An 11,587-nucleotide genomic window follows, 5' to 3' on the forward strand; every position below is an offset into this window, starting at 1 on the left:
CGGCTCCGGGTCAGGGTGCGCCACCATCGCAAACCAGGGGGAGGGGTTGCAAGCCCACAGAGCCTGCGCTCAGTCGTCGGAATAGCGCTGCTCGCGCCAGGGGTCGCCATACATGTGATAGCCGTTCCTCTCCCAGAACCCCGCGCGGTCGGCCCCGATCAACTCGATCCCCTTCAGCCATTTGGCGCTTTTCCAGAAGTAGAGGTGGGGCACCACCAGCCGCATCGGCCCGCCATGCGCGCGGGTCAGCGGCTGGCCCTGCCAGTGGGTGGCAAGCATCGCATCCTCACTGGCGAAATCCTCCAGCGGCAGGTTGGTGGTGTAGCCGTCATGCGAGGTCAGCAGCACGAAAGCCGCCATCGGCAGCGGCTGCACAAGGTCCAGCAGCGCCCGCACCGGCACGCCCTGCCAGTCGTTATCATAGCGCGACCAGGTGGTGACGCAGTGAATATCGCTGCGACGGGTGTGCTGGGTCAGGGCGGTGAACTGCTCCCATGTCAGCGTCAGCGGGCTAGCCGCAAAGCCGCCGACGCGCAGCTGCCAGGTGGCCAGCGGCACCTCCGGCTCCACCCCCAGATCCAGCACCGGCCAGTCGGTGACCAGATGCTGGCCGGGCGGCAGCCTTTCCGCCTCGGGCCGCGCCGCCCGGCCGGTCAGGAACTTGCCCGCCCCGGCCCAGGCCCGTTTGGTGCGGGTCAGCTTGCTGTCTTCGGGCAGGTCGTCTTGCATGGGGTATCCTCGTCGCTGCCCGTGCAAGGTGGCAGGACGGCGGCTGGCGTCAAGGCGTCAATCCGGCTGAAACCCCAGCATCAGCTGCCGCAGCCCCAGCAGCGCGCCGGCGACGATGGCGGCCAGCGTCACCGGCCCCGACCACGCCAGCGTGGCAAAGGCGGTGACGCCCTGCCCGACCGAACAGCCCACCGCGACCACGCCGCCCACCCCCATCAGCGCCGCGCCGCTGACCTGGCGGCCAAGCTCTCGCGGGTCATCGCAGGCCTCCCAGCGGAACAGGCCGCGAATGGTGGACCCGGCCAGCGAGCCCAGAAGCACCCCGGCGACGGAGCCGACGGAAAAGGTGATCCCGCCAGCGGTGGAGGTCATCAGGAAGATCAGCGTGCGGCCGATGGGGGCGGTGAAGGACGGCCCCTCGACCTGCACCGCGCCAAAGCTCTGCTGGTTGACCCAGGTGGTGCCCGCCAGCGTCCAGACCACGGCCACCCCGGCGATCACCCCCCAGGCCAGCATCCGCGGCGAGCGGCGCAGCGGGTCATGCGCCAGCGCCCAGACCATCAGCCCGGCGGCGAGCGCGGCGGCGGCCAGCGTCGCGGGCAGGCCGGTCAGCGCGGTGAAGCTTGCGCCGATGCCCTGCGGACCCGAGGACATGTCCTGCGGGAACAGCCAGATCCGCAGCGGCGCCAGCGGCCCCGACAGCGCGATAAACCCGGCGATGGCCATGACCACCACCACCACCATCGACCGCAGATCGCCGCCGCCGAACCGCACCAGCGCGCCAAAGCCGCAATTGCCCGCCAGCGCCATGCCATAGCCAAACACCAACCCGCCAATGATGCTGGCCCATGGATTCCAGGCGATCTGATGGTAGTAGCTTCCCGCCAGGTCGATGGCGCCCGCCGCGGCCCCCAGCTGGGTGCCGAGAATCGCCGTTCCCAGCACGACGCCCCACAGCCGCAGCCGTCGCTGATCCTCGCCGTACACCGCGCTTTCGATGGCGCCGAGCGTGCAGAAATTCCCCAGCCGCGCGGCCAGGCCAAGCGCGATGCCGCCTACGAGGCCCACAAGGGCGGCAATCGCCCCGTAATTCAGCTCGTCCATGTCGTCTCCCCCCTCGTCCGCGCCCCGGCAGCGTGCAGTGGGCCTGTCAGGGCTCCGCTGGCGGATCGCGGAACATGTCGGCGACCAGCGCCACGGTCCGCAGCACCTTTGGATCGGCGATGGCATAGTAGATCGCCTGCCCCTCCCGGCGATAGGTGACCAGCCCCTCATGCCGCAGCCGCGCCAGATGCTGGCTGACCATTGCCTGCCGGGTGGAGAGCAGCTTTTCCAGCTCCGTCACACTGCGCGGCCCGCCCGACAGATGGCACAGGATCATCAGGCGGCCTTCATGCGCAAGCGCTTTCAGGAACCCGGCGGCATCTTCGGCGCGCAGCCCCTCGATCGGCGCGGGCCGACCGTCGCACATGTCCAGCGGCAGGTCTTCGGGCGCCGCGGCGCTCTCGCTCGCCCGCTGGCCGGCGCCGGTCCAGACAGATGCCGTGGTCACTCGGTCGCTCCTTCCTCCACCGCCGTTGCTTCGGCGATCATCTGCCCCAGCAGCCCCCAGAAGAAGGCCTCGCCGGGATATCCCGTGATCCGCGACAGCTCTACGCCATCCTCCGCCAGAACGAAGGTCGGCGTGAATTGCGGCTGCGAGGCCACCGTCAGATCGGGCGGCAAGGGGTCCCGAATGTCAAGGTGAACCAAAGGTGCAGCCCGGCCCTCGGCGGTGTTGGGATAGGCGGGGCCGACCTCGCGCTCCCATTGCAGGCAATAGGGGCAGCCGGGGCGGTCGAACATGTAAAGCTGCAGGTCCGCCAGCGCGGGGCCGGCCCATGCCAGAAGCGCCGCCGCGGCGAGGGCAGGGCGCAGGGGCCGGAAGGGACGGGACAGGACGCGAAGCATGTTGACGGATACCTTGATATATCGAAATATCGTAAAGTGTTCTTGCCGACGTGCAAGAGCGTTCGGCGCCCGGGGAGGGGTGCCCGAGGAAAGACGTCCCGGGAGGACCCAATGCTCGACATCACCTATGGCGGGGCGGCGCTGGCCGGCCTGCTGTCGTTCCTGTCACCCTGCATCTTGCCGATGGTGCCGTTCTACCTGTGCTACATGGCCGGCATCTCGATGCAGGAACTGCGCGGGGATGGAACGGGCGGCCTGCGCCCCGGCGCGCAGCGGCGGCTGGTGATCTCGGCCATCGCCTTCGCGCTCGGGGTCACCACCATCTTCGTGCTGCTGGGGCTGGGGGCAACCGCGCTTGGCCAGGCCTTCATCCAGTGGAAACAGCCGCTGTCCTATGTTGCGGCCGCCGTCCTGATGGTGTTCGGCCTGCATTTCCTCGGTGTGATCCGGGTGCCGTTCCTCTACCGCGAGGCGCGGATCGAGTCGAAATCCGAGCCCACCACCCTTCTGGGCGCCTATGTCATGGGCCTCGCCTTCGGCTTTGGCTGGACGCCCTGCGTCGGCCCGGCGCTGGCGGCGATCCTGTTCGTCGCCTCGGGCAGTGGCGATCTGGTGCGCGGCGGCCTGTTGCTTCTGGTCTACGGCCTGTCGATGACGCTGCCCTTCGTGATCGCGGCGCTGTTCGCGCGGCCCTTCCTTGGCTGGGTCGGCCGCAACCGCCGCTATCTGGGCTTCGTCGAAAAGGCGATGGGGGTGATGCTGATCGTTTTCGCCATCCTGATCGCCACCAATTCCGTCAACTACATCGCTGATTTCATGATCCGCAATTTCGACTGGAGCGGCACCCTCAAGTGACCGCCGGAAGGAGAGACCATGCGCCATCTGCTGACGACCCTCGCCACCCTGCTGGCCCTCGCGCTTCCCGCCGCCGCCGTCCCGATGGGCGATGACGGGCTGCACAAGCCGGACTGGCTGCGCGATACCTTCAAGGACATGCGCGAAGACCTTGCCGAGGCCAATGCCGAGGGCAAGCGCCTGCTGATCACCTTCGAACAGCGCGGCTGCATCTATTGCGCCGAGATGCATGAGAAGGTGTTCCCTGATCCGAAGATCGACTCGCTGATCCGCGAGAAGTATTTCGTCGTGCAGATGAACCTGTTCGGTGACGTCGAGGTGACCGATTTCGATGGCACAGTGCTGCCCGAAAAGGACATGGCGGTGCGCTGGGGCGTGGTGTTCACGCCGACGCTGATCTTCCTGCCCGAAGAGGTGGCCGAGGACACGACCGCCGCCAAGGCGGCCGTGATGGTGATGCCCGGCGCCTTCGGCACAGGCACGACCGAGGCGCTGCTGACTTGGGTCGCGGACCACGGCTATGACAGCGGCGAGCATTTCCAGAAGTATCTCGCCCGCCATCTGGCCGAGCAGAACTGAGGCATCGGAAAATGCTGCACCTGCGAGACATGCAATAATCGCAATATAACGATTGCGCGACATGTCGTCTCTCGCCTACAGTCCGAGTCGGGAGAATTCAGGGAGGATCACATGAAGCGCCACGTTGCGCACTGGGCCATGGCCCCCGCGCTCGCAGCCACGCTTGCAGCCCTGCCCGTAGCCGCCGAGACGGCTCCGGGCACGATCGCCTTTGACGGGGGCGCTGTCGCGGCCTCGCTGACCGGCGCGCCGGGAGATGCCGCCGCCGGAGCCAAGGTCATGACCACGGCTGCCTTGGGCAACTGCGTTGCCTGCCACGAACTGGCTGCGATGCCCGACGTGCAGTTTCAGGGGAACATCGGCCCCGCGCTCGACGGCGCGGCCGACCGTTGGACCGAAGCCGAACTGCGCGGCATGGTCGTCAATGCCAAGATGACCTTCGACGGAACGATGATGCCGGCCTTCTACAAGACCGACGGCTTCATCCGGCCTGGCGACGGTTACACCGGCAAGGCCCCCGAGGCCGAGCTTCCACCCGTCCTGACCGCACAGCAGGTCGAGGATGTCGTGGCCTATCTCCTGACGCTCAAAGAGTGACAGGCGCAGGCCCAACCAGTTCGAGGAGGACATGATGAACATTACCAGACGCAACGCCCTCGCGCTCGGCCTTGGCGGCCTTGCCGTCGCGGCGCTGCCGCTGCCGGCCCGCGCCGCTGTCGAGGATGCGGTCGCGGCCTTTACCGGCGGAGCCGCACCCGGCACCGGCGGCATTACCCTGACCGCGCCCGAGATTGCCGAGAACGGCAACACCGTGCCGGTGGCCGTCGATGCCCCCGGCGCCGTGTCGATCATCGTTCTGGCGGCCGGCAACCCCGAGCCGGAAGTGGCGACCTTCACCTTCGGCCCCGCCGCGGGCTCGCAGATGGCCTCGACTCGGATTCGCCTTGCCCAGACGCAGGACGTGATCGCCATCGCCAAGATGCCCGATGGCAGCTTCGTGCAGGCGCAATCCACCGTGAAGGTCACCATCGGCGGCTGCGGCGGCTGATCCCGGTTATTGGAGAGAAACAATGGCAAACGATGTAAAACCCCGCGTCAAGGTGCCGAAATCGGCCGCCGCCGGCGAGGTGGTGACGCTCAAGACCCTGATCAGCCACCCGATGGAATCCGGCCAGCGCAAAAATGCCGACGGCACGCTGATCCCGCGGTCGATCATCAACCGTTTCACCTGTGATTTCAACGGTGTGAACGTGATCGACATTGCCATCGACCCGGCGGTTTCGACCAACCCCTACTTCGAATTCGACGCCAAGGTCGATGCGGCAGGCGAGTTCAAGTTCACCTGGTATGACGATGACGGCTCTGTCTACGAGGACGTGAAGCCGATCGAGATCGCCTGACGGGCAAGCGGGCCACGGCCTGCGGCGCGAGGGAGCGCGCGACCAAGGACAGACCATCCGCGCCGGGGGCGCGGGCGGTCCCACCCAGGGAGGATGAGAAAGATGCGACTGCCTTACCGCAGCAAACTTGCCGCCGCCTCCGTGCTGGCCGTACTGGCCGCCGGTGCAGCGTTTGCCGACCCGGTCCCGGATGCGGAACTGGTCGTGAACGAGGAAATCGAACTGGTGACGCGCGTCGCACCCGGGCCCGCCGTGGCCGATGTGCTGACCGAGGTCTATTCCGGCTGGCTCTACCGCGAGTCGGAAACCCGCGCGATGCAGATGGACGATTTCGACAACCCGGCGATGGTGTTTGTCGATCAGGGCCTTGACATGTGGGACACGGTTGACGGAACCGAGGGCAAGAGCTGTGCCTCTTGCCATGAGGGCATCGAAAGCATGAAGGGTGTGCGCACCTCGATGCCGAAGATGAATGGCGCCGCGACCGACCTGTGGTCGCTCGAGAACTTCGTGAACGATTGCCGCACCGAACGGATGGGCGCCGAAGCCTGGAAGTGGAACAGCAACGACATGAAGAACATGACCTCGGCCATTTCGCTGCAATCGCGCGGCGAGCCGATGAAGGTCTCGGTCGAGGGCGCCGCGGCGGATTGGTGGGAGCGGGGGAAAGAGATCTACTACACCCGCTACGGCCAGCTCGAACTCGCCTGCGCCAACTGCCACGAGGCCAATGCCGGCTACATGATCCGGGCCGACCACCTCAGCCAGGGCCAGATCAACGGCTTCCCGACCTACAGGTTGAAGGATGCCGGCGTGGTGTCGATCCACCAGCGCTTCGTGGGTTGCGTGCGCGATACCCGCGCCGAAACCTTCGCCGCCGGCTCGGAAGAGTTCCGCGCGCTGGAGCTTTACGTCGCCTCGCGCGGCGAGGGGCTTTCCATCGAGGGCGTCTCGGTCCGCCCGTGATCCCCGGCGCCCGGCGGCACTTCGCTGCCGGGCGCACCTGACACCCGGCGGCGCGCCGCAGCGCCGCCCCCGCCAGCCTTACGACCCTTGGGCCACCGGCCCGGCGCGCAGCTTGCGCGGCCGCCACCGGCTTGCCTATGATGATGGAGCGACACCAAGATGATTTCCCGCCGCGAGTTCCTTCAGGCCAGCATGGCCGCCTCGGCCCTCTGGGGCGCGTCAGGCTTTGGCAACTGGTCGAAACTGGCGGCGCAGCAGGCGCTGACCCAGGACCAGCTGCTCCAGTTCGACGATTTCGGCAACCTGACGCTGATCCACATCACCGACATCCATGCCCAGCTGAAGCCGATCTGGTTCCGCGAGCCCGAGATCAACATCGGCGTGGGTGAGGTCTCGGGCAAGCCGCCGCATGTCACCGGCAAAGACTTCCTGCAGATGTTCGGTCTGCCCCCCGGCTCGCCCGACGCCTATGCGCTGACCCATGACGACTTCACCGCGCTGGCCCGGACCTATGGCCGCATGGGCGGCATGGACCGGGTGGCGACGGTGGTGAAGGCAATCCGCGCTGCGCGCCCCGACTCGATCCTGCTCGATGGCGGCGATACCTGGCATGGCTCGATGACCTCGCTGGCCACCAAGGGCCAGGACATGGTCGATGTGATGAACGCGCTTGGCACCGAGGCGATGACCTCGCATTGGGAATGGACACTCGGCCAGGACCGCGTGAAGGAAATCGTCGAAGGCCTGCCCTTCCCGTTCCTCGGCGCCAACATCTTCGACGTGGAATGGGACGAACCCGCCTTCGAGCCCTACCACATCTTCGAAAAGGCCGGCCTGCAGGTCGCCGTTATCGGCCAGGCCTTCCCCTACATGCCCATCGCCAATCCCGGATGGATGTTCCCCGACTACTCCTTCGGCATCCGCGAGGAACGGATGCAGGAGATGGTGGACGAGGTCCGCGCAATGGGCGTCGATCTGGTGGTGTGCCTGTCGCATAACGGCTTCGACGTCGATCGCAAGATGGCCGGCCGGGTGAAGGGCATCGACGTGATCCTGACCGGCCACACCCATGACGCCATCCCCGAACCGGTGGTGGTGGGCGAGACGATCCTCATCGCCTCGGGCTCCAACGGCAAGTTCGTCAGCCGCGTCGATCTCGACGTGCGCGACGGTCGCATGATGGGCTTCCGGCACAAGCTGATCCCGATCTTCTCGGATGTGATCCAGCCCGATCCCGAGATGGCCGCGCTGATCGACACCGGCCGCGCGCCCTTCAAGGATCAGCTGGAAGAGGTGGTCGGCCAGACTGAAAGCCTGCTCTACCGCCGCGGCAACTTCAACGGCACCTGGGATGACCTGATCTGCGATGCGATCCGGTCCGAACGCGACACCCAGATCGCCATGTCGCCGGGCGTCCGCTGGGGCACCACGCTGCTGCCGGGCGACCCGATCACCCGCGAGGATATCCACAACGCCACCTCGATGAGCTATGGTGCGTGCTACCGGACCGAGATGACCGGCGAGACGATCCTGACCATCCTCGAGGACGTCGCCGACAACATCTTCAACACCGATCCCTACTACCAGCAGGGCGGCGACATGGTCCGCGTCGGCGGCCTCGGCTACCACATCGACATCTCCAAACCCATCGGAAGCCGGATTTCCAACATGACCCTGGTGGATACCGGCGAATCCATCGAGGCGTCGAAATCCTACACCGTCGCCGGCTGGGCCAGCGTCAACGAGGGCACCGAAGGCCCGCAGGTCTGGGACGTCGTCGAAGCGCATCTGCGCAAGATCGGCACCGTGAAACTGACCCCCAATACCTCGGTCGTCGTCACCGGCGCCTGAGGCAGCAGCCTTGCGCCGCTGCCTCAGGGCGGCTGGCGTGTTCCGCAACCCGGCCCGCATAGGGGGCCGGAGACAGCAAGGAGAGTTTGTCATGACTGACGAACCCGAAATCACGAAGGCGCCGCAGATCGCCACCACGCGCCGGGGATTCCTCGGTGCCGGTGTCGCGGCCGGCGGGGCCCTGCTTGGCGCCGGTGCGGCCCGCGCCGCGGGGCCAGACCCGCTGATCACCGAGGTGCAGCCCTGGGCGCAGGGCCTCGGCGACGGGGTCGATGCCAGCCCCTATGGCCTGCCGATCCGGTTTGAGGGCGACGTGGTGCGCCGCAACGTGGAATGGCTGACCGCCGACACCATCTCGTCGATCAACTTCACCCCGATCCACGCGCTCGACGGCACCATCACCCCGCAGGGCTGCGGCTTCGAGCGGCACCATTCCGGCGCCATCGAGCTTTCCAAGGACGATTACCGCCTGATGATCAACGGGCTGGTCGATACCCCGCTGGTCTTCACCTATGCCGATCTGGAGCGGTTCCCGCGGGAAACCCGCACCTACTTCCTGGAATGCGCCGCCAATACCGGGATGGAATGGGCCGGCAGCCAGCTGAACGGTGCGCAGTTCACCCACGGCATGATCCACAACATGGAATATACCGGCGTGCCGCTGCGGCTGCTGCTGGAAGAGGCGGGGGTCAAGACTGAGGGCAAATGGGTGCTGGCCGAGGGCGCCGATGCCTCATCGAACGGCCGCTCGATCCCGCTGGAAAAGGCGATGGACGATTGCCTCGTCGCCTTCAAGGCCAATGGCGAGGCGCTGCGCAAGGAACATGGCTATCCCGTCCGGCTTTGCGTGCCGGGCTGGGAGGGCAACATGTGGGTGAAATGGCTGCGCCGCATCGAAGTCGGCGACCAGCCCTGGGAGCAGCGCGAGGAAACCTCGAAATACACCGACACGCTGGCCGACGGCACCTCGCGCAAATGGACCTGGGTGATGGACGCCAAGTCGGTCGTCACCAGCCCGAGCCCGCAGATGCCGATCAAGCACGGCCCCGGCCCGCTGGTCATCACCGGCCTCGCCTGGTCGGGGCGCGGCTCGATCACCCGCGTCGATGTCACCGTCGATGGCGGCAAGACCTGGATGCCCGCCCGCCTTGCCGCGCCGGGGCAGGACATGGCGGTCAGCCGCTTCTACTTCGACCATGTCTGGGACGGGTCGGAAATGCTGGTGCAATCGCGCGCCATCGATTCCACCGGCTATGTGCAGCCAACCAAGACAGAGCTGCGGGACTTCCGCGGCCTGAACTCGATCTATCACAACAACTGCATCCAGACCTGGTGGGTGAAGGCGAACGGGGAGGCGGAGAATGTCGAAGTTTCGTAAACGGGTGATCGGCACCACGCTGCCCTCGATCCTTCTGGCCTCATCGCTGCTGGCCACCCCGGCGCTGGCCGACAAGCTGGGTATCGGCCGTGCCGCCCTGCCCGAAGAGGTGGCCGCCTGGGACCACGACGTGCGCCCCGACGGGCTCGGCCTGCCCGAAGGCTCGGGCGATGTGCTGACCGGCGAGGAGCTGTTCTCGGAATCCTGCGCGGTCTGCCATGGCGAATTCGCCGAAGGGGTGGACAACTGGCCCGAACTTGCCGGCGGGTTGGGCACGCTCGACCGCGAAGACCCGGTCAAGACCGTGGGCTCGTTCTGGCCCTTCCTTTCGACCACCTGGGACTATGTCCACCGCTCGATGCCCTACGGCAATGCCCAATCCTTGAGCGATGACGAGGTCTATGCCATTCTGGCTTACATCCTCTATTCCAACGATCTGGTCGATGACGATTTCGTGCTGTCGAAGGCCAGCTTCGCCGAGGTCGAGTTGCCCAATGCCGGTGGCTTCATCCTGGATGACCGCGACAGCACCGAGCTTCCGGTGTTCATCCGCGAGCCCTGCATGACCGATTGCAAGGCCACGGTCGAGATCACCGCCCATGCGACGGTGCTGGACGTGACGCCGAACGACACCACCGACGACGGTGCCGCCGTGGCCGAGGTAGCCGAAGCGGTGGCCGATGCCACCGGCGACGCGCCTGCCCCGGAAGCTGCTGCCGCCGAGGCTGCCCCTGAGGCTGTGGAACCGGCTGTCGCGGCACCCGTCGAGACCGCCGCGGCCGATCCCGAACTGGTCGCGGCCGGCGAGAAGGTGTTCAAGAAATGCGCCGCCTGCCACAAGGTCGGTGACGGTGCCAAGAACGCCGTCGGCCCGGCACTGAACGGCATTGTCGGCCGGCCCGCCGGTACGGTCGAGGGCTTCAAGTATTCCAAGCCGATGCTGGATGCCGGGGCCGGGGGCCTTGTCTGGACGCATGACGAACTGTCGGGCTATCTCGCCGATCCCAAGGGATACATGCCGAAGAACAAGATGTCCTTTGCCGGCCTGAAGAAGGACAGCGACCTTGAGGCGGTGATCGCCTACCTCTCGACCTTCGGTCAATGACATGGGCGGCGCAGGACGGCTCCTTGCGCTCCTCGCCCTCCTCGCCGCCGCGGTCTTCTCCCCCGCGGCGGCGAACCCAATCGGCGATGCCGAACGCGGCGCCACGCTGTTCCAGCGCCAGTGCTCTGCCTGCCACCGGATCGGCCCGGATGCCGTCAACCGTGTCGGCCCGCAGCTGAACGGCCTCTACGGGCGCCGCGCCGGCGCGGTAGAGGGGTTCAGCTATTCCAAGAGCATGGCGCGCATGGGCAGCGACGGGCTGACCTGGACGCTGGAAACCCTTGATGCCTATGTGGAAAACCCCAAGGCGCTCGTCTCGGGCACCCGCATGGCCTACAAGGGCCTGAAGGACGCGGGCCAGCGGGCCGACCTTCTGGCCTTCCTGCGCGACTATTCCGACCGCCCCCGTGACATCCCCGAGGCAGAGCCGACCGCGCGCAAGACCCTCCCCGACCTCGCGCCCGAGATCCTGGCGATCGAGGGCGATGCCGAATATGGCGCCTACCTGTCCAGCGAATGTTCCACCTGCCACCAGCGCGACGGGTCCGATCAGGGAATCCCGTCGATCACGCAGTGGCCGGCGGAAGATTTCGTCATCGCCATGCATGCTTACAAGGAGAAGCTCAGGCCGCATCCGGTGATGCAGATGATGGCCGGGCGCCTCTCGAACGAAGAGATCGCGGCGCTGGCCGCGTATTTCGCCACGCTGGAGGAGTAGCGGGGCAAGGCCGAAGCGGCGCCGACAGACGCGCCGTGGAACGATAAAAAGGGAGG

The 11,587-nt window shown here is 66.7% G+C and carries 14 protein-coding genes; 10 read left to right on the forward strand and 4 right to left on the reverse strand.

What is annotated here, in order from left to right; all coding sequences use genetic code 11:
- Nucleotides 1-69: 69 nt before the first annotated feature.
- The 4 genes from GVY41_RS16210 to GVY41_RS16225 form a co-directional block, all read right to left on the reverse strand.
- Nucleotides 70-729 carry a sulfite oxidase-like oxidoreductase gene (locus GVY41_RS16210; RefSeq protein ID WP_161348216.1) on the reverse strand — a complete coding sequence of 220 codons (660 nt, stop codon included), beginning with the start codon at nt 727-729 and terminating at the stop codon, nt 70-72.
- Between the two features lie 57 nt (nt 730-786).
- Entirely contained in the window at nt 787-1,833 is a 1,047-nt protein-coding gene (locus tag GVY41_RS16215; protein ID WP_161348215.1) for a YeeE/YedE family protein, read from the reverse strand.
- 46 nt (nt 1,834-1,879) lie between these two features.
- Entirely contained in the window at nt 1,880-2,200 is a 321-nt protein-coding gene (locus GVY41_RS16220; RefSeq protein ID WP_161348284.1) for an ArsR/SmtB family transcription factor, read from the reverse strand.
- Nucleotides 2,201-2,277: 77 nt separating this feature from the next.
- Entirely contained in the window at nt 2,278-2,679 is a 402-nt protein-coding gene (locus tag GVY41_RS16225; protein WP_161348214.1) for a thioredoxin fold domain-containing protein, read from the reverse strand.
- Between the two features lie 111 nt (nt 2,680-2,790).
- Here GVY41_RS16225 and GVY41_RS16230 point away from each other — a divergent pair, with 111 nt between their 5' ends.
- The 10 genes from GVY41_RS16230 (at nt 2,791) to GVY41_RS16275 (ending at nt 11,531) form a co-directional block, all read left to right on the forward strand.
- Entirely contained in the window at nt 2,791-3,534 is a 744-nt protein-coding gene (locus GVY41_RS16230; protein ID WP_161348213.1) for a cytochrome c biogenesis CcdA family protein, read from the forward strand.
- 18 nt (nt 3,535-3,552) lie between these two features.
- Nucleotides 3,553-4,113, forward strand: coding sequence for a SoxW family protein (locus GVY41_RS16235; RefSeq protein ID WP_161348212.1), 561 nt, complete (start codon nt 3,553-3,555; stop codon nt 4,111-4,113).
- A gap of 111 nt (nt 4,114-4,224) precedes the next feature.
- Complete coding sequence (gene soxX, locus GVY41_RS16240; RefSeq protein ID WP_161348211.1) at nt 4,225-4,710, forward strand: sulfur oxidation c-type cytochrome SoxX; 486 nt, start codon at nt 4,225-4,227, stop codon at nt 4,708-4,710.
- Nucleotides 4,711-4,744: 34 nt separating this feature from the next.
- Nucleotides 4,745-5,161, forward strand: coding sequence for a thiosulfate oxidation carrier protein SoxY (soxY, locus tag GVY41_RS16245; protein WP_161348210.1), 417 nt, complete (start codon nt 4,745-4,747; stop codon nt 5,159-5,161).
- 22 nt (nt 5,162-5,183) lie between these two features.
- Nucleotides 5,184-5,513, forward strand: a complete 330-nt coding sequence (soxZ, locus tag GVY41_RS16250; RefSeq protein ID WP_161348209.1) for a thiosulfate oxidation carrier complex protein SoxZ — start codon at nt 5,184-5,186, stop codon at nt 5,511-5,513.
- 102 nt (nt 5,514-5,615) lie between these two features.
- The gene (gene soxA / locus GVY41_RS16255) at nt 5,616-6,479 is read left to right on the forward strand and encodes a sulfur oxidation c-type cytochrome SoxA (protein WP_161348208.1); all 864 of its coding nucleotides are present in this window, start codon (nt 5,616-5,618) and stop codon (nt 6,477-6,479) included.
- 159 nt (nt 6,480-6,638) lie between these two features.
- A complete protein-coding gene (gene soxB, locus GVY41_RS16260; RefSeq protein WP_161348207.1) occupies nt 6,639-8,330 on the forward strand; it encodes a thiosulfohydrolase SoxB in 1,692 nt (563 codons plus the stop codon).
- A 91-nt stretch (nt 8,331-8,421) separates the two neighbouring features.
- A complete protein-coding gene (gene soxC, locus GVY41_RS16265; RefSeq protein WP_161348206.1) occupies nt 8,422-9,708 on the forward strand; it encodes a sulfite dehydrogenase in 1,287 nt (428 codons plus the stop codon).
- Nucleotides 9,692-10,813, forward strand: a complete 1,122-nt coding sequence (locus GVY41_RS16270) for a c-type cytochrome (protein ID WP_161348205.1) — start codon at nt 9,692-9,694, stop codon at nt 10,811-10,813. The genes soxC and GVY41_RS16270 overlap by 17 nt, the downstream gene beginning before the upstream one ends.
- A gap of 1 nt (nt 10,814) precedes the next feature.
- Nucleotides 10,815-11,531 carry a c-type cytochrome gene (locus GVY41_RS16275; protein ID WP_161348204.1) on the forward strand — a complete coding sequence of 239 codons (717 nt, stop codon included), beginning with the start codon at nt 10,815-10,817 and terminating at the stop codon, nt 11,529-11,531.
- Nucleotides 11,532-11,587: the final 56 nt, after the last annotated feature.

This window comes from Frigidibacter albus, assembly GCF_009908165.1.
GTDB classification, from domain to species: Bacteria; Pseudomonadota; Alphaproteobacteria; order Rhodobacterales; family Rhodobacteraceae; genus Frigidibacter; species Frigidibacter albus.

Excerpts from the sequence above, each read along its gene's own strand:
- GVY41_RS16215 (WP_161348215.1), bottom strand. The coding sequence starts at position 1,833 with ATGGACGAGCTGAATTACGGGGCGATTGCCGCCCTTGTGGGCCTCGTA.
- soxB (WP_161348207.1), top strand. The coding sequence starts at position 6,639 with ATGATTTCCCGCCGCGAGTTCCTTCAGGCCAGCATGGCCGCCTCGGCC.
- soxY (WP_161348210.1), top strand. The coding sequence starts at position 4,745 with ATGAACATTACCAGACGCAACGCCCTCGCGCTCGGCCTTGGCGGCCTT.
- GVY41_RS16225 (WP_161348214.1), bottom strand. The coding sequence starts at position 2,679 with ATGCTTCGCGTCCTGTCCCGTCCCTTCCGGCCCCTGCGCCCTGCCCTC.
- GVY41_RS16230 (WP_161348213.1), top strand. The coding sequence starts at position 2,791 with ATGCTCGACATCACCTATGGCGGGGCGGCGCTGGCCGGCCTGCTGTCG.
- soxX (WP_161348211.1), top strand. The coding sequence starts at position 4,225 with ATGAAGCGCCACGTTGCGCACTGGGCCATGGCCCCCGCGCTCGCAGCC.
- GVY41_RS16270 (WP_161348205.1), top strand. The coding sequence starts at position 9,692 with ATGTCGAAGTTTCGTAAACGGGTGATCGGCACCACGCTGCCCTCGATC.
- GVY41_RS16275 (WP_161348204.1), top strand. The coding sequence starts at position 10,815 with ATGGGCGGCGCAGGACGGCTCCTTGCGCTCCTCGCCCTCCTCGCCGCC.
- GVY41_RS16210 (WP_161348216.1), bottom strand. The coding sequence starts at position 729 with ATGCAAGACGACCTGCCCGAAGACAGCAAGCTGACCCGCACCAAACGG.
- GVY41_RS16220 (WP_161348284.1), bottom strand. The coding sequence starts at position 2,200 with ATGTGCGACGGTCGGCCCGCGCCGATCGAGGGGCTGCGCGCCGAAGAT.
- soxC (WP_161348206.1), top strand. The coding sequence starts at position 8,422 with ATGACTGACGAACCCGAAATCACGAAGGCGCCGCAGATCGCCACCACG.
- soxA (WP_161348208.1), top strand. The coding sequence starts at position 5,616 with ATGCGACTGCCTTACCGCAGCAAACTTGCCGCCGCCTCCGTGCTGGCC.
- GVY41_RS16235 (WP_161348212.1), top strand. The coding sequence starts at position 3,553 with ATGCGCCATCTGCTGACGACCCTCGCCACCCTGCTGGCCCTCGCGCTT.
- soxZ (WP_161348209.1), top strand. The coding sequence starts at position 5,184 with ATGGCAAACGATGTAAAACCCCGCGTCAAGGTGCCGAAATCGGCCGCC.